The following is a 21,714-nucleotide window of genomic DNA, read 5'->3' as shown; positions in this document are numbered from 1 at the left end:
CCATAGTGCGACCAAAGGTCAACGGTCAGGCCTAGATGACCGCAACTGCCCAGGAAAAAGTCATGACTATTGAGCAAAATTCATCGATTACGGCCAGCGCTTTGAGCGTCGTGGCGACCGGCGTGGACGTTACGCTGGACGAAACGACCGGGTTGCAGAACGCCACAGCCACTCCAATCCCTGCAGGAGACGCTGACGACAACGACACGGCGACACCCCTGCCCTCGGCCTTCTCTACCCGTTTGACCGCCCTTGGGGCAGGCACTGCAACGGGTGCGGCCTTGAGTGGCTATACCGGTGCCGTGGGCAACGCGGGCAGCGATGCGTTCACCATCAGCGGCGGAACAAGCGGTACCGATATCAGCTTCGTCGACAGCACTGGCGCACCGCTCAATGGTCTGGACAGCGGACTGGATACCCTCGATGGCACTAGCATCCTTCTCTATACGGATACGAACAACAACATCGTTCTGGGCCGAGCCGGGGGCGCAACCGGCGCGATCGTGTTCGCTGCCTATATTGAAGAAACGGTCACAGGCGGCAAGATCTGGACCGTGGAGTACCAACCACTCAAGCATCCAGGTACGACGAACCCCGATGACTCGGTCGATCTGACGGGTAAGGTTTTCATCGGAGCCAGTCAGAACCTGGAATTCAGTCTGGCCGGTGCGCCCTCCGGTCAGAACCTCTTCCTGATGTTCACGAAATTGAACCCGGCAACTGAAACGGTCAATGGTGTCGTGCGGATCACCGATCCCGCCATCATCGCCACCGGCAAGTTACCGGCGAATCAGTCCGGGCTTGACCCCAACAGCACAGCCGACGACATCAATATAACGACCGGCGACACGATCAATACCAGCCAGGCGGGTGGGCCGACCACCTTCGGCACCAACAACCAGATGATTACGGAACAGGAAGGCATCCGTTTTTCGTTCGTCACGGGTGCCAGGCAGAATGTGACCATTCCCAACCTGGATCAGAACGAAGCCGATCTTGAATCCAACATCGACTACACCGGCGTGGTCAATGTGAAGACGGTCAGTTTCGACGTTGTGCAGTTGCAAAGCGGCAAGAGCGCTGTCGTAAAAATCAGCGCATTCACCACCGCTGTTGAATCTGGCACGCAATTCATCGACGGCTATGCGAATGATACGAAGGTTGACATCGTCAGTGTTCGCGTCCTCAGCAGCACCGGGACGGTGCTGGAGAATTCAGCCGGACCGGAGAATGATCCGGCCATTGGCATCACCTTTGTTAATGGGGTTGCAACCATCACCGGCATTAAGGCCGGCTACGCGATCGAATACACCACAACGGCGGATCACAACCGCGTGCTCATCGAAAACGGGGCGGCCCTCACCGCCAAGGGCAATGAGCACGCCGATTTTGATATCGATGGCCTCCACCTGTTCCAAGCCTCTATTACGAAAGCCGAAATCGGTTCCCAGATGATCTTCGAAGACGACGGGCCGGCGGCGACCGGGACCGCCGTGGCGGGAACCGTCGACGAAGATGGCCTGGCCAATGGTATTCCCGGCGGTACGGGCGACGTGGCTGGCGAGGCGACCACGGCCAGTGGCAGCGTGACCGGCATCTTCCAGTCCGGCGTCGACACGCCGCTGAGCTATGCCTTGTCGAGTGATACCACCGGGTTGCCAGCGCTGAGTTCGGGCGGAGTGGCGCTGGTGTACAGCGTCGTGGGCAACACGCTCACCGCCAAGGCCGGCGCAGGCGGTGCCGACGTGTTCACGTTCAGCCTCACCGCAGCGGGTGCCTACACCTTCACGCTGCTCAAGCCGCTGGATCACGCGGCAGGCAACAACGAGAACGACATCACCATCAACCTGGGCTCACTACTGCGGGCCACCGACAAAGACGGTGACACGGTGACGGCTGCGGCCGAAAAACTGGTTATCACCGTCGACGACGACACGCCGACGGCGACCGGAACCGCCGTGACGGGAACCGTCGACGAGGACGGCCTGACCAATGGCATTGCCGGTGGTGTGGGTGACGTGGCTGGCGTGGCGACCACGGCCAGCGGCAGCGTGACCGGCATCTTCCAGTCCGGCGCCGACACGCCGCTGAGCTATGCCTTGTCGACTGACACCAGCGGCTTGCAGGCGCTGAGCTCGGGCGGGGTGGCGCTGGTGTACAGCGTCGCGGGCGATACGCTCACCGCCAAGGCCGGCGTAGGCGGTGCCGACGTATTCACGTTCAGTCTCACCGCAGCGGGTGCCTACAGCTTCACGCTGCTCAAGCCGCTGGATCACGCGGCAGGCAACGACGAGAACGACATCACCATCAACCTGGGCTCGCTACTGCGGGCCACCGACAAGGACGGCGACACGGTGACGGCTGCGGCCGAAAAACTGGTCATCATCGTCGACGACGACACGCCGACGGCAACCGGGACCGCCGTAACGGGAACCGTCGACGAGGATGGCCTGGCCAATGGCAACGCCGGTGGTACGGGCGATGTGGCTGGCGTGGCGACCACGGCCAGCGGCAGCGTGACCGGCATCTTCCAGTCCGGCGCCGACACGCCGCTGAGCTATGCCTTGTCGAGTGTCACCAGCGGCTTGCCGGCGCTGAGCTCGGCCGGGGTGGCGCTGGTGTACAGCGTCGCAGGTAACACGCTCACCGCCAAGGCTGGCGTAGGCGGTGCCGACGTGTTCACCTTCAGCCTCACCACAGCGGGTGTGTACAGCTTCACGCTGCTCAAACAGCTGGATCACGCGGCTGGCAACGACGAGAACGACATCACCATCAACCTGGGCACGCTGCTGCAGGCCACCGACAAGGACGGCGACACGGTGACGGCCGCGGCCGACAGACTGGTCATCACCGTCGACGACGATACACCCGTTATAGGGACAGCCCCTGTGCAGGATGTCGATCCCGATTTGGGTGCGACGTCATGGACCTTTACGGGTGACTTCGCCTACTCGATAGGTGCGGACAAGCGCGGGCCGATCTACTCTTCGGCAGCGGACAGTGATTTTGCCAACCTCGCCCTCTCTGGTTCGGCGAACAATGTTGCGATCGTTGATCCAACGGTCACCTGGGCTTCAGAGAATCTCGACAGTGCCACGTTTAACGTGTCGTTCAAATACGATCACGATCGGAGTCCTGGCACCGATCCTGAACTGGTGGAAGGCACGCTGGTATTTGACAAGGTCAATGACACCTATACCTTCGCGATGGATCCGCTGCAAACGACGCAAGACGTCACGCTGGGCGAAGGCACTGGATACGAAACGTATGACATGGATGGCACGAGCCCTTCCAGTGGCCCATCACCTGTGGCCACTGGGAAGCTTGGGGAAGGTTTCTTCATCCAGATCACGGGCTTCGAGGCACCACTGAGTGCCGGCGGCAATACTGCCGTGGTGGCGGGTGAGCTCGTGAGCGGCACGGTTGCCGCTGTAACCTTGTCCAGCACTGCTCTGGGCGTCTCCGGAAACACGATCCAGGCAGGTGAAGCGGCCAACATCAATTTCTTCCAGACTGATCCGAAAGGAGATCTGGGCGCCGACGATTTTAGTTACGCGACCGATTTCTTTATCAAGTTCGATGGATACGAGACTGAAAGCGATGATCTTGTGCTTATAGTCAGTCTTGCTGATGCAAATAATCCCGGCACGACTACAACACGTGCCATCTACGTCGACCAAGGCGATGTGTACGAGAACGATACAAACAACGCCGATCTTGTTGGAACCAAGTACGAGGCCCTTATCGCCAACGACCCTGCCGATCCGAACGACCCGTTCCTGGACAATAATGATGCTCTATTGATTGTTGAAAGCAATGACTTCAACACCCAGATCGGTGATAACTGGCTCATCAAGGGTATTCAGATTCTTTCGAATGACGCTGGCCTTACGGGCAGCGCGATAAATCTGAATCGCGGTGTCGGTGCCGATGGAGGAAGCAGCACTTCCGCACAGCCGGTCAGTGGTCTCGTCGGGCCTGGAAACACGATTGCGGAGGATACGAGTACGAATCCGCTGAAGATCATCGATGCTGGTTTCTCCACCACCACGACTACACCCGCTACCCTTGATCTAACGCTGGATTTCAAGGTCGTCGATAGAGATAGCGATTTCACCGCTGTTCAGACGATTGATATCGAAAATCCTGTGATCGAACTGGTAGGAGTAACTAACTTGGCACCGACAGATTTGGTGCTTTGACCCGCTAAGAAGAGGTACACGCGCGAGACAGGACGGCCTGGCTCCCACAAGGGGCCAGGCCGTTTTTTTTGGGGCCACTGCGGTCCCTGAGCCAAGGCCAGACGAGCCTTGCGGCATGTCCTCATTCACAAACGGAATAGGCGGCACCGTTTCTTAACGCCCTCGTGCTGTTCCCCCATCCAAGTAGGCTGAAACTCCCACCCCGCTTGGGAGTATCGGCCGATGCGCAATCCCCGGTGCTTATCCATAGTGACGACCCAAGGTCAACGGTCAGACCTCGATGACCGCACGCTGGAGAAAATCATGGCTATTGAAATCACCGGCGAGGACGTTGTGCTGGACGAAACGCCCGGCTTGCAGAACGCCACCGCCACACCAACCCCTGCGGGAGATGCTGACGACAACGACATTCTGGTGGCGTCCCTGCCCTTGCCCTTTTCTGACCGTTTGACCGCACTTGCGGCAGGCACCGCAACGAATGCGGCCTTGAGTGGCTATACCGGTGCCGTGGGCGACACGGGCAGTGAGGCGTTCACCGTCACCGACGGAGCAACCATTACCGATATCAGCTTCGTCGACATTGCTGGCGCACCGCTTGATGGCGCGGACAGCGGACTGTTTACCCTCGATGGCACCAGCATCCTTCTCTATACCGATACGAACAACAACATCCTTCTGGGCCGCGCCGAGGCCGCAGATGGCGCGATCGTGTTCGCCGCCTATATCGAAGAAACCGGATCACCGGTCAGCGGCGGCAAGATATGGACCGTGGAGTATCAACCGCTCAAGCATCCAGATGGTACTAACCCTGATGATTCGCTCAATCTGCTGGATAAGGTATTCGTCGGAACCAGTCAGGACCTGGAATTCAGTCTGGCCAATGCACCCTCCGGTCAGAACCTGTTCCTGATGTTCACGACGGCGGACCCGGCAACTGAAACTGTCAACGGTGTCGTGCGGATCACCGATCCCACCATCATCGCGACCGGCAAGGACCCCGCAAACCAGTCAACCGGCGTCAATATAAACACTGGCGACACGATCAATACCAGCCAGGCGGGTGGCCCGACCACCTTCGGCACCAACAGCCAGATGATTACCGAACAGGAGGGCATTCGTTATTCGTTCGTCACCGGTGCCAGGCAGGATGTGACCATTCCCAACCTGGATCAGAACGAAGCCGATGTTGAAGCCAACATCGACTTTACCGACGTCGTCAATGCGAATAAGGCCAGTTTCGACGTCGTGCAGTTGCAAAGCGGCAAGAGTGCTGTCGTAAAAATCAGCGCATTCAGCACCGCTGCTGAATCGGGTACGACCTTCATCGACGGCTATGCAAATGATTCGCCGGTTGAGATCACCAGTGTCCGCGTCATCAACATCAGCACCGGGCTGGTGATCGAGAGTTCAGACGGACCGGAGGATGATCCGGCCATTGCGATCACCTTTGATGCTGACGGGGTTGCCACCATCACCGGCGTTAAAGCCGGTTACCGGATTGAATACACCACAACGGAGGATCACAACCGCGTGCTCGTCGAGAACGGAGCGGCCCTCGACGCCAGGGGCAATACCCACGCCGATTTTGATATCGGTGGTTTCACCCTGCTCCAAACCGCTGTTACGACCGCCGAAATCGGCTCCAAGATCATCTTCGAAGACGACGGCCCAGCACTCGCCTTCGGCAACCTGATCGGGACCGGTAGTGTCCTGCCGCAAACTGGATTCTGGAGTCATTCGGCCGGCGCCGACGGGCTGGATACCAACGGTCTGGATATCTCGTTGCTGAATAACCAGTTCACCCTCGTCAGGCCAGACAACACGACCACCACCGGGACCGGCACGCTCCTCGAGCAGTCGCCCTCACCGGACGGCAATGGCGCGTATCAATTTGCAGGGACATTGACCGGCGATTTCGACAACAACGCCGCAACGGCGGATACCGACGTCGACTACACGCTGACCGCCTATGCCAATGGCAGCTATACACTGGATCTGGTGCAAGGCTTCAGTTCGACGGTCGTGCTCAGCACTGCCGATGGCGCGCTCAATGCCGGTGGTCCGGACCCCGTGCGCACCTTGTTAATTCCGAAGACGAATGACCCGACTATTCCTTCGGCATCCGAGGAGGTTGTGTTCTTTTCCGCGAAGGCGCTTGCGTCGACTTCGGACATCCTGACCGGTATCGGGCTTGGAGCATCCGACCCCACCGAAGCCCAGCTACAGACCAACCCCCTGCCCTCGTACATCGACCCGAGGGCCATGAACGTCAGCACGTCCGGCATCGGCGTCGCCAATAACGTTCTTCAGGGAGACAACCTGGTGGCAATCGGCGCTACCGATGAAAGTTTCGTCGTCAATCCGGAGAGCCTGGTGACGGCCATGAAGGTCTTCATCGACAACTCTGTAGCGGGTTACAACACAGCGACCGAGGACCTGTACTACAGGATCTACTACGAGGACGGCACGACGTCGAATCTCATCGAGGTGAATACCCTGACGCCAGAGCCCCGTGGACAGGTGTCCTTCCTCATTGAACAGGAGGGCTCGCTGCTGATCGACGCTGTTCAGCTCACGATGGGCCGAGGCGACATCAAGATCCCGGTGATCCAGTTCATTCAGGAGACCGAGAGCCTGGCCAGCGATATTCAGCTGACGTTCAACGCGACGGTGACGGACAGCGATGGGGACTCGGCATCAAGTACGTTTGACGCCAACCTGTTCGCCAACGACTTGGTTGGCGCCTTCGACTACACGCTGGTGGGTACGGGCGGTGAGCGTGATGCCTTCAACGTCGACTTGTCATTCGATGAGAACCTGTACCAGGTCACCGGCTTCGATGCGGACGCAAACCTGCGAGACACCTTGGTACTCAACGGCGACCAGAACGCCGCTGTCCAGATCGACACCAGCGGCGCAGACAGCATCGTGACGGTTACCGAAACGGGCGGACAAGTCACGACCATCACCTTGGTCGGGGTCGATCTTGTGACTAGCGACATCGTTATTGGCAGCGTCTGAGGCGTCGCGCGCGTGAAAAATGCGAGGATGGCGCAAGCCACCCTCGCATTGTTTTTTGCAGCTCCAATAGGCGATCCGCACGCTCGCATCCCCCTGCCCCCCCTGCGGCAGACCACCGATGAAGACGACTAGGCCGAAACTCCCATACCGCTTGGGAGTATCGGCCAATGTGCAACCTGCGGCGCTTTATTCATAGTTGTAGGTCAATGGTCAGGCATTGATGACCGCAATTGCTTGGGAGAAAAATCATGGCTATTGCAATCACCGGCGAGGACGTTGTGCTGGACGAGACGGCCGGGTTACAGAACGCCACCGCCACGCCAACCCCTGCAGGAGACGCTGACGACAACGACATTCTGGTGGCATCCCTGCCCTCTTCCTTCTCTACCCGTTTGACCGCACTTGGAGCCGGTACCGCAACGGGTGCGGCCTTGAGTGGCTATACCGGTGCCGCGGGCAACACGGGCACCAATGCGTTCAGCTTCACCGGCGGAGGAAGCATTACCGATATCCGCTTCGTCGACAGCGCTGGCGCGCCCCTCAATGGCGTGGACAGCGGACTGGACACCCTTGATGGCACCAGCATCCTTCTCTATACGGACACGAACAACAACATCCTTGTGGGCCGAGCCGGGGGCGCAAATGGCGCGATCGTGTTCGCTGCCTACATTGAAGAAACCGGATCACCGGTCACCGGCGGCAAGATCTGGACCGTGGAATACCAACCGCTCAAGCATCCAGATATGACGAACCCCGATGATTCGCTCAACCTGCTGGATAAGGTGTTCATCGGAGCCACTCAGGACCTGGAATTCAGTCTGGCCGGTGCGCCTTCCGGTCAGAACCTGTTCCTGATGTTCACGAAAGCAAACCCGACAACTGAAACCGTCAATGGCGTCGTGCGGATCACGGATCCCACCATTATCGCCACTGGCAAGGACCCCGCAGACCAGTCAAGTGGCGCCAATATCAACACTGGCGACACGATCAATACCAGTCAGGGGGGTGGCCCGACCACCATCGGCACCAACAATCAGATGATTGTGGAACAGGAAGGCATCCGCTTTTCGTTCGTCACGGGCGCCAGGCAGGATGTGACCGTTCCCAACCTGAGTCAGACCGAAGCCGATGTTGAGTCCAACATCGACTTTACCAGCGTCTACAATTCGACCTCGGCCAATTTCGACGTCGTGCAGTTGCAAAGCGGCAAGAGTGCCGTGGTAAAAATCAGCGCATTCAGCACCGCGGCTGAACCTGGCGCGAATTTCATTAACGGCTATGCGAACGATACGCCGGTTGCCATCACCAATGTTCGCGTCATCAACAATAGCACCGGGCTGGTGATCGAGAATTCAGACGGAACAGTGAATGATCCGACCATCAGCATCAGCTTTTCTGCTGCCGGGGTTGCAACCATCACCGGCGTGTTGGCCGGTTACCAGATTGAATACACCACAACGTCGAACCACAACCGCGTGCTCATCGAGAACGGGGCAGCTCTCGACGCCAGGGGCAATGACCACGCCGATTTTGATATCGGCGGCTTCACGCTGTCCAAGGCTTCTACCTCGATCGCCGAAATCGGCTCCAAGATGGTATTCGAAGACGATGGGCCGAGCATCAGCGCCACCGGTGAGGAGCCGACGCTGACGGTGGACGAAACGGTGCTGGCCACCAACGCCACCCAGAACTTTGCCGCCAACTTCAACTCGGCGTTTGGTGCGGATGGCCCAGGTACGTTGACCTATGCGCTGGGCGTGGTGGCGGGTGCCTCCGGGCTGACCGACACGGCCACCGGTGAGGCGGTCAACTTGTCGCTCAATGGCACCGTGGTCGAAGGCCGCACGGCCACGACCGGGCTGCTGGTGTTCACGGTTAGCGTCGCCGCCAATGGCGACGTCACGCTCGATCAGCTGCGGGCGGTGGTGCATCCCGATGCCACCAATCCCGATGACTCGACGAGCTTGACCTCAGACAACCTGGTGACACTGACGGCGACCACAACCGATGGCGACGGCGACAGCGTCCAGGCGACGCTCAACATCGGCGCAAACCTGGTGTTCAAGGATGACGGCCCGAGCATCACCGACACCGGCGAGGAGCCTGTGCTGACAGTGGACGAAACGGTGCTGACGACCGACGCCACCCAGAACTTTGCTGCCAACTTCAGCTCCGCGTTTGGCGCTGATGGCGCCGGCACAGTGACCTACGCGTTGGGCGTGGTGGCGGGTGCCTCCGGGCTCACCGACACCGCCACCGGCGAGGCGGTCAACCTGTCGCTCAATGGCACCGTGGTCGAAGGCCGCACGGCCACGACCGGCTTGCTGGTGTTCACCGCCAGCGTTGCCGCTAATGGCGACGTCACCCTTGACCAGCTCCGCGCCGTGGTGCATCCCGATGCCACCAATCCCGATGATTCGACGAGTCTGTCGGCGGACAACCTGGTGACACTGACGGCGACCATCACCGACAAGGATGGTGACAGCGCCCAGGCGACCCTCAACATCGGCGCGAATCTGGTGTTCAAGGATGACGGCCCGAGCATCACCGCCACCGGCACCGAGCCTGTGCTGACGGTGGACGAAACGGTGCTGACGACCGACGACACCCAAAGCTTTACCGCCAACTTCAGCTCGGCGTTTGGCGCTGATGGCGCCGGCACAGTGACCTATGCGCTGGGCGTGGTGGCGGGTGCCTCCGGGCTGACCGACACCGCCACCGGCGAGGCGGTCAATCTGTCGCTCAACGGCACCGTGGTCGAGGGCCGTACGGCCACGACCGGCCTGCTGGTGTTCACCGCCAGCGTCGCCGCCAATGGTGACGTTACGCTCGACCAACTGCGCGCCGTGGTGCATCCCGATGCCACCAATCCCGATGATTCGACGAATCTGTCGGCAGATAACCTGGTGACACTGACGGCGACCATCACCGACAAGGATGGTGACAGCGCCCAGGCGACCCTCAACATCGGCGCGAATCTGGTGTTCAAGGATGACGGCCCGAGCATCACCGCCACCGGCACCGAGCCTGTGCTGACGGTGGACGAAACGGTGCTGACGACCGACGCCACCCAAAGCTTTACCGCCAACTTCAGCTCGGCGTTTGGCGCCGATGGCGCCGGCACAGTGACCTACGCGCTGGGCGTGGTGGTTGGGGCTTCCGGACTGACCGATACGGCCACGGGCGAGGCAGTCAACCTGTCGCTCAACGGCACCGTGGTGGAAGGCCGCACGGCCACCACCAACCTGCTGGTGTTCACGGCCAGCGTCGCCGCCAATGGTGACGTCACCCTCGACCAGCTGCGCGCCGTGGTGCATCCCGACGCCACCAATCCCGATGATTCGACAAGCCTGTCGGCAGATAACCTGGTGACACTGACGGCGACCATCACCGACAAGGACGGTGACAGCGCCCATGCGACGCTCAACATCGGCCAGAACCTGGTGTTCGAGGACGACGGCCCGAGCATCAGCACCACTGGCACGGAACCGACGCTGACGGTCGACGAAACAGTGCTGGCCACCAACGCCACCCAAAGCTTTACCGCCAACTTCAGCTCCGCGTTTGGCGCTGATGGCGCGGGTACGCTGACCTACGCGTTGGGCGTGGTGGTTGGGGCTTCCGGACTGACCGACACCGCCACCGGCGAGGCGGTCAATCTGTCGCTCAACGGCACCGTGGTCGAGGGCCGTACGGCCACGACCGGCCTGCTGGTGTTCACGGCCAGCGTCGCCGCCAATGGTGACGTTACGCTCGACCAACTGCGCGCCGTGGTGCATCCCGATGCCACCAATCCCGATGATTCGACGAGTCTGTCGGCAGATAACCTGGTGACACTGACGGCGACCATCACTGACAAGGACGGTGACAGCGCCCATGCGACCCTCAACATCGGGCAAAACCTGGTGTTCGAGGACGACGGCCCGAGCATCAGCACCACCGGCATCGAGCCGACGCTGACGGTCGACGAAACAGTGCTGGCCACCAACGCCACCCAAAGCTTTACCGCCAACTTCAGCTCGGCGTTTGGCGCTGATGGCGCGGGTACGCTGACCTACGCGCTGGGCGTGGTGGTTGGGGCTTCCGGACTGACCGATACGGCCACCGGCGAGGCGGTCAATCTGTCGCTCAACGGCACCGTGGTCGAGGGCCGCACGGCCACCACCAACCTGCTGGTGTTCACCGCCAGCGTCGCCGCCAATGGTGACGTTACGCTCGACCAGCTGCGCGCCGTGGTGCATCCCGACGCCACCAATCCCGATGATTCGACAAGCCTGTCGGCAGATAACCTGGTGACACTGACGGCGACCATCACCGACAAGGACGGTGACAGCGCCCATGCGACGCTCAACATCGGCCAGAACCTGGTGTTCAAGGACGACGGGCCAAGCATCAGCACCACCGGCACGGAACCGACGCTGACGGTCGACGAAACGGTACTGGCGACCAACGCCACCCAGAACTTTGCCGCCAACTTCAGCTCGGCGTTTGGCGCGGATGGCGCCGGCACAGTGACCTACGCGCTGGGCGTGGTGGTTGGGGCTTCCGGACTGACCGATACGGCCACGGGCGAGGCAGTCAACCTGTCGCTCAACGGCACCGTGGTGGAAGGCCGCACGGCCACCACCAACCTGCTGGTGTTCACGGCCAGCGTCGCCGCCAATGGTGACGTCACCCTCGACCAGCTCCGCGCCGTGGTGCATCCCGATGCCACCAATCCCGATGATTCGACGACGCTGTCGGCGGACAATCTGGTGACGCTGATAGGGACCGTAACCGACAAGGACGGCGACAGAGCCCAGGCGTCCCTCAATATCGGTCAGAACCTGGTGTTCGAAGACGACGGCCCATCACTTGCATTCGGCAACCTGATCGGCACCGGTAGCGTCCTGCCGCAATTCGGGTTCTGGGATAATTCGGCCGGCGCCGACGGATTGGGTGCGGCCGGTCTGGATATCTCGGTAAATAGCCAGTTCACCCTCGTCAGGCCAGACAACACGACCACGACCGGGACCGCCACGCTCACCGAGCAATCGCCCTCACCTGACGGCAATGGCGCGTACCAATTCGCAGGGACGTTGACCGGCGACTTCGACAACAACGCCGCAACCGCGGATACCAGCGTCGACTACACGCTGACCGCCTATGCCGATGGCCGCTATGCACTGGATCTGGTGCAAGGCTTCAGTTCGGAGATCGTGCTCAGCACTGCCGATGGCGCGCTCGGTGCCGGAGGCCCGGATCCCGTGCGCACCTTGTTAATTCCAGAGCAGGATCCGCCGACTATTCCTTCGCCATCTGAGGAGGTTGTGTTCTTTTCCGCGAAGGCGCTTGCGTCGACTTCGGCCATTCTGACCGGCATCGGGCTCGGAGAACCCGACCCTACCGAAACCACGCTACAAACCAACCCCCTGCCCTCGTACATCGACCCGAGGGCCATGAACGTCAGCACGGCCGGCATCGGCGTTGCCAATAACCTGTTCCAGGGAGACAACCAAGCGGCAATCGGCGCCGCCGATGAAAGCTTCGTCGTCAATCCGGAGAGCCTCCTGACGGGCATGAGGGTCTTCATCGACAACTCTGTAGGGGGTTACAACACGGCGACCGAGGACCTGTACTACAGGGCCTACTACGAGGATGGCACGTTCTCGAACCTCATCGAAGTGAACACCCTGACTCCGGAGGCAGGCGGACAGGTATCCTTCCTCATTGAGAGCGATGGCACGAACCTGATCGACGCTGTTCAGCTCACGATGGCCCGAGGCGAGATCAAGATCCCGACGATCCAGTTCATTCATGAAACCGAGAGCCTGGCCAGCGATGTCCAGCTGACGTTCAACGCGACGCTGACGGACAAGGATGGGGACTCGGCAACGAGTACGTTCGACGCCAACCTGTTCGCCAACGACTTGGCCGGAGCACAGTTCGACTTCACCCTGATTGGCACGGGCGGTGAGCGTGATGCCTTCAACATCGATTTGTCAGTCGATGAGAACCTGTACCAGGTCACCGGCTTCGACGCGAACGCAAACCTGCGAGACGCCCTGGTGCTCAACGGCGACCAGAGCGCGGTTGTCCAATCGATCGACATCAGCGGTGCAGACAGCATCGTCACGGTTGCCGAAACGGGGGGACAAGTCACGACCATCACCTTGGTCGGGGTCGATCTTCTGAGTAGCGACATTGTCTTTGGCAGCGTCTGAGAAACGCGCGTAAAAGATGCGAGGGTGACGCAAGCCACCCTCGCATTATTTTGCGGTTTTAATGCCACCGACAAGGACGGTGATACGGTGACAACCTAGGCGCGCCAGAGGGTGTCAGAACGTCTTTTTTTGACGTGAAACCAAATCCAGTTCCACCCATGTGGACTCGGGTGGCTTTTCGTTGTTGGTGAGCCCGTGCTTCAGCGCATACATCAGCAAATCGATGCGGTTGATCAGATTAAGCTTTTGATAAATGTTGCTGAGGTGGTTGTGCACGGTGTGTTCGCTGATACCCAGGCGCCCCGCGATGCTCATGTACTTGGCGGACGGATCCCCCACAATGGCGCGAATCAGTTCCCTCTCGCGCAGCGTCAGCCGCGCCTGTTTCGCCTGCTCCAGATTGCATTTCAAGTGTACATGCCCGGTCGCGGCATATCCGGAAAGCCCACCGGCCCAGGCCCTATCCTGTCCGGTGTCGCGGTGGTGGACCGTGATGATGGCCTGGATGATCGATTCCGTCGGGTCTTCCGCCAGCACGATACCGCGTGCGCCCGCCTCAATTGCCTGGGCAACGGGGACGGATTCGTACAGGCCCTTGAGCACCAGCACTTTCATTTCGGCGTTGCGGGTGAGTCCCGCAACGACCTCCAGTGGGTTCAGCGCATCCGGAAAGAAACTGAAAAAAATCACATTGGGACGCAACTGATCGGCAAGATCCAGCGCATGGGTATAGGTGGTGGCCTGGCCGCTCACTTCCATCTGAGGCTTTCTGGCATTGATCAAGTCTTGAAGGCCCATGAGAACGAGGGGGCGACAATCGATCAGCATCACGCGTATTGGCTTTCTGTGGGTCGTCATTACTTTCCTGACTCCCGTGAAGATTTGACTACGACCTCCCTCCCTTGGCCTTCATGGATCAGCAGCTCAATCACCTGGCCACCGTGATCGAAGGACAGATGCGAGCGCCGACAGGCCTAATGGTGCCCACCCGGCTATTCATCCCTGGGGGACACTTCCACTGGCTTCACCGGCAGGAGTCGCGGACGTTTCCAAAAGCCTGGCAAAGCCTTCGAGGCAACATAAATAGGAATAATCATCAATAGCTTGCGCATGATTGATGTGCTCCCTCGATCTGTTCAACTGAGTCTAGGCCACACCAGCACACTGCCAGCACGCCCTTCCGCCAGTCGTCGACTCAAGCCTCCTGCGAGTAGCCCGTCCGATGCTTCCAAGGCCCTTCCTGCCCTAGAAAATCAAGGTCTTAGGCTTGTCGGGGGCAACCTGCGGCCAAGGTCTGACCACGACAAGAATCGTCAATTAACCGACGAATGGCGCGCATACAAGTACGACCGTAACACTGGCGTCAATTTATCGGCTAAATTTGCCTCGCCCGAGCCATTGGAATCTCCCAGGCTGGGTCTCGCCACTGGTTTTTCCTTCCGGTGCGCTGGGTTACAGCATGACTGCGGTGCTCGAGTTTTTGCGATAACGCCACAACAACCACCGCCTGAACTGCCGGAGGTTGTGGCGCAAATTGGCGTTCAGTGGGGACGGGGGATACGCAGTCGATATTGCGGCAGGATCAGGGGGATGTGAGGTTTTGGCTGGAGCTGCCGGGGCTCAACCAGGCATTAACGTTTTCGACACCCTCGACAGGCGGCTTTCCCGCCCAGCGATTGAGGGTAAGGACATTAGTGACGAACTCGTACTGCGACTTGAGCAGGTCACGGCGAGCCCGGAATTCGTTGCGTACGCTGGTCAGTACATCGACAGCATTGACCATTCCGTAATTGAGCGCTTTCTCTGCGGCCACTCTGGACAGCTGTGCCGAGGCCAGGGCATTTCGGCTCGCACTGATCTTTTCTCCGCTCGAATTGGCAGTCAGGTAAGCGCTAGTGATCTCCTTGACCACCCGGCGCCGGATCGCTTCCAGTTCCTGCTCGGCGGTAATCTGATCCTGATAGAGCCCACGGACCCGCGCCGAGGTCGAGCCGCCGCTGTACAGCGGCACCTGAAGGCCAATACCGGCGACATAGCTGTCGGTGCGCGGCGCCAGGGTATTGTTGTAGCCCTCGTTGGTCTGTTGTGCGCTCAGGCTCAGACTCAGGGTCGGATAGTGCCCGCCCTTGCCGCTGCGCAACGCAGCACCCGCTGCTTCGACGCCGCTCTCGTTGGCCTTGAGCGCCGGGTTTAGCGCTATACCGTCGCGGACCCAGGTTTCAAGGCTCTGCGCCGAAACCCGTAGCTGCACGTCATCGCGAATCCGGTTGAGCTTCTCCTTGACCGGCCGGCCGACGATCTCTGCCAATGCCTCGCGACTGATACTGGCCTGGTTCTGGGCATCCAGTTCCTGCGCCGCCAGCAAATCTACCCGGGCCTTGAGGTCGAGCTGATCAGTAATCATTGCCAGCTGCTTTTCGTACAACGCATTGACTCGGTCCAGACTCTTTTGCGTGGTTCGACGCTCCGCCCTCACCAACTCCAGTTCATCTTCGGCCGCCAACGCGGTGAAATAACGCTGCGCCAAGTCCACCGTGGCCTCGGCCTGGGCGTCCAGCGCTTGCGATTCGGACTGCCTGGCCAGGCTTTTGAATTTCTGGTAGTTCTCCCACGCGGTCTTGTTGTAGAGGTACTGACGCAGCACCAGGCTGTAGTTTTCGCTATCGTAACTGCGCTGCACCAGGTCGTTCTCCTGATGAATCCGATTCGTCCCGGCGTTGAGCGATACCTGGGGGAACAGCGCACCCAAGGCCTCGCGCTGATGTTCCTTGCCCGCCTGCGCTTGCGCGTAGGAGGCCAATACCCGCGGATCTTCCAGTCGTGACTCACGGTACAACTGCATGAGGTCGGTGGAAAACGTCGAGGCACTGACCCCCGTCGGCGTGGCTGCTGTGGTTTGCGCCTGGGCAACGGTGCCCAGTACCAGCATGAGCAGACCACCGGGCAACGCTGCAGGTACTCGCACGATCATTCCTCGATCATCGATTGAGCGATGGCATTGCGAGCGGGCTGCATCAGGTATTGCAACAGCGTACGTTGCCCCGTGATTATCAACACATCCGCGGGCATCCCCGGCAGTAATTTGCGCTCACCCAAGGTGTGCGCGCCCTCCTCGGTTACCCGCACCCGCGCAAGGTAATAGGCTGTCCCGGTCTTTTCGTTGGTCAGCCGGTCCGCCGAGACACTGCTGACCTCGCCTTCGATCACCGGCGTGGTCGCACTATTGAATGCGCCGAAACGGATGTCGGCACGCTTGCCGATGGCGATACGATCAATATCCACCGGCGCGACCTGGGCCTCTATGACCAGCTCGGAAACCGAGGGAACGATATCCAGCAGCGGCGTCGCCGGGCTCACCACACCACCAATGGTGTGCACCGTCATGCCAATCACCATGCCTGCGTCGGGCGCGCGGATGACGATACGACTGAGCCGATCCTCCAGGGACGAGGTTTTCTCTTGCAAGTCGTACATTCGGGTCTGAACCTCGGCCAGCTCCTTGACCACCTCGGTACTGAAATCCTTGTCGATTTGCAGAATCTGCAGCTGTGTTTCGTTGATCTGCAGACGAGTCTTGTTAATAGCGGAACGGTGATCAGCCACCTCCGACCTGAGCATCCCCAGCTTGCGTTCCTGCTCGAGCAGGCGTTGTTTATCAACGAACCCTTGCTTGAGCAGGTCGGTCAATTCAACGATTTCACCGCTGTAGGATTTCTCCAGATGAACCTTGGCACCAATCATCGATTCCAGTCCTTTGATCTGTTGACTCAACTGCCCAATGCGCTCGCGCAACACCGAGATCTGACCCAGCCGCGAGCCCTGCCGGGCGTTGAATACCTGGGTCTCGCCCTGGCGCGCCTCCACTCCTCGCAGACTGTCCGGATCGGCTATCTCCCCAAAGCTGATCGCCGACAGTGTGTCGCGCTCGGCCCTGAGTCTTGCCTCCATGGCTCTGGTCGCGACCAGCTGGCCTCGGGTCATCTCGTATTCGAAGCGCAACTGGGCATCATCAAGAATGATCAGCGGATCGCCACGCTTGACGATGTCACCGTCATGGACCAGTACCTCTTTGACGATGCCCCCTTCAGGATGCTGGACCGTTTTGCGGTAAGTCTGGACGGTGACCACCCCCGGCGCGTAAGCGGCACCGTCGAGGGGCGCGAGCGCCGCCCAGGTGCCGAACAGGCCAAAGGTCAACCCCACAATACCAATGCCCAGGCGGCGTGCTTTACGATCAGATATCGGCAGGCCGGCGAAGCTTTCAATTTGACGACTGGGCATCGTAGGGTTCATCGGCATCGCCCTTGCTGGTTTTGACCGAAGTCATGCTGGCGCCTGCCGACATGGCGTGTTTTTGTGCCTGCTGTTTCTGCGCGAGTTCGGCGAGCACCTGCTCGCGCGGCCCATAGAGACTGATAACCCCTGCGCTCATCACCATGAGCCGGTCAAGCTGCGACACGATGTTGGTTCGGTGGGTAATCACAAACAGGGTCGCGCCGGTCTGCTTGAGCTGCTGGATGGCTGCCACCAGGGCGCGATCACCGACTTCGTCAAGATTGGAGTTAGGCTCGTCGAGAATAATCAGCCGCGGGCTGCCATACAGGGCACGGGCCAGTCCGATGCGCTGGCGCTGCCCTCCCGACAGCATGAGGCCCTCGCTGCCAATGACGGTGTCGTAGCCATCGGGCAACTGCAAAATCATTTCGTGAACGCCAGCGGTCCTGGCAGCCAGAATGACTTGCGCCGAGTCGACCTCGGTGAAGCGGGCAATGTTCTCGCTGATGCTGCCTTCGAACAATTCAATGTCCTGGGGCAGGTAACCTATATGCGGCCCGAGTTCATGTTTGTCCCACGCGCTGATGTCCGCGCCATCGAGCCGGACCACGCCATGTTGCGGCACCCATATCCCCATCAGTGCCCTGGCCAGGGTGGACTTGCCCGCTGCACTTGGACCGATGATTCCGACAACGCAGCCAGCAGGTACGCTGAAACTTATGTTGTTGATGATCGGCGTTTTCGAGCCAGGTGCCGCGACTACCAAACTCTCCACCTGCACGTGTCCCTGAGGCGCAGGCAAGGGCATACGCTCGGGCTGAGCCTGTTGTTTGTCGAGGATGTCATTGAGACGGCGGTACTGCGAGCGGGCCGCAATAAAGCCCCGCCAACTGCCGATGATCAGATCGATGGGGGCCAATGCGCGCCCTAGCAGCACGGACCCGGCAAACACCAAGCCTGCCCCCACCTGATGGTCCACGGCCAGATACGCCCCCAGACCAAGGATCAGTGACTGCACCAGGATCCGGAAACTCCTGGAAAGCGTGCTGATTATGGCTCCTCTGTCGCTCGCCTGTGCCTGCAGCAACAGGACATTTCTTTGACGATGTCCCCAACGGTCCATGAGGGTTTCAAGCATGCCCATGGACTCGATGACTTCAGCGTTGCGCAGATTTTTCGTGGTATAGAGCGTCGCGCCAATATGTTCCTTGTTAGCCTGGGCCAGTGTCGGCCCCGTCAGCCTCTCATTGATAAACGCGAGCAATAACAACAACAGCGCACTGCCCGTCGCGACCCAGCCAAACCAGGGATGAAACATGAACATCACAGCGATATAGATAGGCAACCAGGGCGCATCGAAAAAAGCGAACAATCCAGGACCGGAGAGAAACTGTCTCAAGCCCGTCAAGTCGTTGAGCGACTGGGCCGAGGCATCCATCCCGCCACTGTCCAGAGCCCGTTTGAAGCTGGCCTTATAGACTTGGCGACTGAGCAACACATCCAGCCGGGTACTGACCCGAACCATGATGCGCGAACGAACCCATTCCAGGGAGCCTAGCGTAACGACCAGGCCGGTCATGATCAGCGTCAGCATTGCCAGGGTTGTCAGACTTCCGCTGGTCATCACCCGCCCATACACCTGAAGCATATAGAAGGTAGGCACGAGCATTAGCGCGTTGATGAAAAGGCTGAAAAAGCCCACAGAAATAAAGCTGTCTCTACAGGCTTTCAACGCATTTTTCAGACTGTTTTCAGGTGTGCTTCGCATTGAAACCCCTGCTCGAAAAACCATCTTTTGCAGCTTAGATCATGCCGAACGACTGTGTAGAGCAATTGGCCGGATCACCTCAAACAACGCGCATTACCCATGCAGCGACATGGCAATCCGATGGTCGGCACCGACAGCCGGTACTTCGTCGACCAGATCAACATGTTCAGCGCGGCGATGGAGTGTTACGACAGGGTAATCAGGATGAGAATCCCGTGCGGGGGGGGTGGAGATTCAGAGGAAGGGGGTCAGGTCACGCACTGCGAAAAAATCCATTGCAGTGCGTAACGCTCGCTGGTTTATGGGTGCCAGCCGTTTACAGATCGGTGATTTCCTTATGGCGTGGTACCAGCGCCTTCATTACGCTCCATGCCACCAGATAGGCCAGCGCACAGATGGCAAACATGATCATGTAGCCGGTATGAATATCACCGATCAGCTTGTAGTGATCGATCACCCAACCGCCGATCTTGGTCATCACTACGCCGCCCAAGCCGCCTGCCAAACCGCCAATACCGACCACCGAGGCGATGGATTTTTGCGGAAACATGTCCGACACGGTGGTGAAAATGTTGCACGACCATGCCTGGTGCGCCGATGCGCCCACGCCAATCAGCAGCACTGGCACCCAGAAACTGATGTAACCCAATGGCTGCGCCAGTAACACCAGCAGCGGGAAGAAAGCGATCACCAGCATGGCTTTCATGCGACCGTCATACGGCGCGTCGCCGCGTGACATGAAATAGCTGGGGAACCAGCCGCCGCCGATACTGCCGACCATGGTCATGCTGTACAACACGGCCAGCGGCATCACGATGGCTTGGCCTTTCATGCCGTATTGCGCCGACAGATAGGTGGGAAGCCAGAACAGGAAGAACCACCACACACCGTCGGTCATGAATTTACCGAAGGCAAAGGCCCAAGTCTGACGGTAGGTGAGCAATTTGAACCACGATACTTTTTTATCGACGACACCCGGTACCGGGCGGGTGACCACCTGCACGACCTGGTCGCTGCGGATGTAGGCCAGCTCCTGCGCCGACAGGCGTTTTTGCTGCTCCGGTTTCTCGTACAGCGCAATCCATACGCCCACCCAAACGAAACCCAACATACCGATCACGATGAAAGCCGCTTCCCAGCCCCATAGGCTGGCGATCAGCGGCACGCAGATCGGCGCCAGGATCGCGCCCACATTGGCACCGGAATTGAAAATGCCGGTGGCAAAGGAACGCTCCTTCTTCGGGAAGTATTCTGCGGTGGCCTTGATTGCGATCGGGAAGTTGCCCGCTTCGCCTATTGCCAGCACGGCGCGCGACACCATGAAACCTGCGATCGAAACCGGAATCATGACAATGCCGAACGCGCTGAACACGGCACCAATCCCCTCACCCATCGGCACCGCAAAGGCGTGCATGATCGCGCCGGTCGACCAGATGCCGATCGCTATCACATAGGCGGTCTTGGTGCCGATCTTGTCGACCACGCGGCCGGCAAACAGCATGGAAATCGCGTACACAAACTGGAAAACAGAGGCGATATTGGCGTAATCGCTATTACTCCAGCCAAATTGCGTCGATAGATCCGGCGCCAACAGACTTAATACTTGGCGGTCGAGGTAATTGACGGTGGTGGCAAAAAACAACAGCGCGCAGATCGTCCAGCGATATTTGCCGACGGCCTGGCCGACTCGCTGAGCATTGATGGGCTCGTTCAGATTCATGGCATCACTTTTATTGTTGGATTAGGGTGATGATTGCCGACGAATTGTCTGTCGTCGTACAACGCGGCTTTTTATATCGAGTCCCCTACCGCCCTGTCAATCTGAAAAATGGCCGTCTGTCTCGAAGGCATGTGGACTCATATCCCGCAAGAGACGCGGGAAATTCTGGCCGATAGCCCTTCAATTCTACCAATATGGCGACGACAACTTTTTCAACCATAGTCATACGATCACTGCGCGTTCCCCACTTTTTCTCTTAGTGGGCGTGCACGGTCCACGCCACAAGTCGGGCAACGAACGGACGCACGATGAGCACGCAGACGAATGCCGAAGGCATTGCCACCCGGTACGCATTCATCACATTTTCCATGTAATGTTCACCTATTCCGAATTCGGCGATTGTGATGACGAGACACATGAGAAACGCCATGACAGTGGCCATGTAAAGCGCAAAGACGTAAGGCGTCGTGTGTTTAGGCAAGCGAAAACGTGCAGTATTTCTAGCTGTTCTATCGGTCATCGATT

9 protein-coding genes are annotated in these 21,714 nt (G+C 59.3%); 3 read left to right on the top strand and 6 right to left on the bottom strand.

Translation table 11 applies throughout. The annotated features are described in order from the left end of the window. Positions 1-62: 62 nt before the first annotated feature. From AB3226_RS27735 to AB3226_RS27725, 3 genes are all read left to right on the top strand, one after another. Complete coding sequence (locus AB3226_RS27735; protein WP_367375371.1) at positions 63-4,202, top strand: hypothetical protein; 4,140 nt, start codon at positions 63-65, stop codon at positions 4,200-4,202. Between the two features lie 303 nt (positions 4,203-4,505). Beyond that, positions 4,506-7,223 (top strand): DUF5801 repeats-in-toxin domain-containing protein, encoded by a 2,718-nt coding sequence (locus AB3226_RS27730; protein WP_367375370.1) that lies wholly within the window; start codon positions 4,506-4,508, stop codon positions 7,221-7,223. 248 nt (positions 7,224-7,471) lie between these two features. After that, positions 7,472-13,426: a DUF5801 repeats-in-toxin domain-containing protein gene (locus tag AB3226_RS27725; RefSeq protein WP_367375369.1), complete on the top strand. Its 5,955-nt coding sequence runs from the start codon at positions 7,472-7,474 to the stop codon at positions 13,424-13,426. A 114-nt stretch (positions 13,427-13,540) separates the two neighbouring features. Here AB3226_RS27725 and AB3226_RS27720 read toward each other — a convergent pair whose 3' ends face one another. The 6 genes from AB3226_RS27720 to AB3226_RS27695 form a co-directional block, all read right to left on the bottom strand. Continuing rightward, complete coding sequence (locus tag AB3226_RS27720) at positions 13,541-14,284, bottom strand: response regulator transcription factor (RefSeq protein ID WP_367375368.1); 744 nt, start codon at positions 14,282-14,284, stop codon at positions 13,541-13,543. Between the two features lie 724 nt (positions 14,285-15,008). Beyond that, positions 15,009-16,355 carry a TolC family outer membrane protein gene (locus tag AB3226_RS27715; protein ID WP_367375865.1) on the bottom strand — a complete coding sequence of 449 codons (1,347 nt, stop codon included), beginning with the start codon at positions 16,353-16,355 and terminating at the stop codon, positions 15,009-15,011. Between the two features lie 38 nt (positions 16,356-16,393). Next, positions 16,394-17,707, bottom strand: a complete 1,314-nt coding sequence (locus AB3226_RS27710) for an HlyD family type I secretion periplasmic adaptor subunit (protein WP_367375367.1) — start codon at positions 17,705-17,707, stop codon at positions 16,394-16,396. Next, the gene (locus AB3226_RS27705) at positions 17,688-19,469 is read right to left on the bottom strand and encodes a type I secretion system permease/ATPase (RefSeq protein ID WP_367375864.1); all 1,782 of its coding nucleotides are present in this window, start codon (positions 19,467-19,469) and stop codon (positions 17,688-17,690) included. The genes AB3226_RS27710 and AB3226_RS27705 overlap by 20 nt, the downstream gene beginning before the upstream one ends. Positions 19,470-19,785: 316 nt before the next feature. Further along, positions 19,786-21,189: an MFS transporter gene (locus AB3226_RS27700; protein WP_367375366.1), complete on the bottom strand. Its 1,404-nt coding sequence runs from the start codon at positions 21,187-21,189 to the stop codon at positions 19,786-19,788. A 256-nt stretch (positions 21,190-21,445) separates the two neighbouring features. Continuing rightward, positions 21,446-21,709, bottom strand: coding sequence for a DUF2798 domain-containing protein (locus tag AB3226_RS27695; protein ID WP_367375365.1), 264 nt, complete (start codon positions 21,707-21,709; stop codon positions 21,446-21,448). Between the last annotated feature and the right edge of the window lie 5 nt (positions 21,710-21,714).

This window comes from Pseudomonas lini (assembly GCF_964063345.1).
GTDB classification, from domain to species: domain Bacteria; phylum Pseudomonadota; class Gammaproteobacteria; order Pseudomonadales; family Pseudomonadaceae; genus Aquipseudomonas; species Aquipseudomonas lini_B.
The sequence above is the reverse complement of the archived record's forward strand: the minus strand, read 5'-3'. Positions and strand labels throughout refer to the sequence as shown.

Bases quoted from the DNA above. Each gene is read 5' to 3' on its own strand.
- AB3226_RS27735 (WP_367375371.1), top strand. From the start codon at position 63: ATGACTATTGAGCAAAATTCATCGATTACGGCCAGCGCTTTGAGCGTC.
- AB3226_RS27730 (WP_367375370.1), top strand. From the start codon at position 4,506: ATGGCTATTGAAATCACCGGCGAGGACGTTGTGCTGGACGAAACGCCC.
- AB3226_RS27725 (WP_367375369.1), top strand. From the start codon at position 7,472: ATGGCTATTGCAATCACCGGCGAGGACGTTGTGCTGGACGAGACGGCC.
- AB3226_RS27720 (WP_367375368.1), bottom strand. From the start codon at position 14,284: ATGACGACCCACAGAAAGCCAATACGCGTGATGCTGATCGATTGTCGC.
- AB3226_RS27715 (WP_367375865.1), bottom strand. From the start codon at position 16,355: ATGCTGGTACTGGGCACCGTTGCCCAGGCGCAAACCACAGCAGCCACG.
- AB3226_RS27710 (WP_367375367.1), bottom strand. From the start codon at position 17,707: ATGCCCAGTCGTCAAATTGAAAGCTTCGCCGGCCTGCCGATATCTGAT.
- AB3226_RS27705 (WP_367375864.1), bottom strand. From the start codon at position 19,469: ATGCGAAGCACACCTGAAAACAGTCTGAAAAATGCGTTGAAAGCCTGT.
- AB3226_RS27700 (WP_367375366.1), bottom strand. From the start codon at position 21,189: ATGAATCTGAACGAGCCCATCAATGCTCAGCGAGTCGGCCAGGCCGTC.
- AB3226_RS27695 (WP_367375365.1), bottom strand. From the start codon at position 21,709: ATGACCGATAGAACAGCTAGAAATACTGCACGTTTTCGCTTGCCTAAA.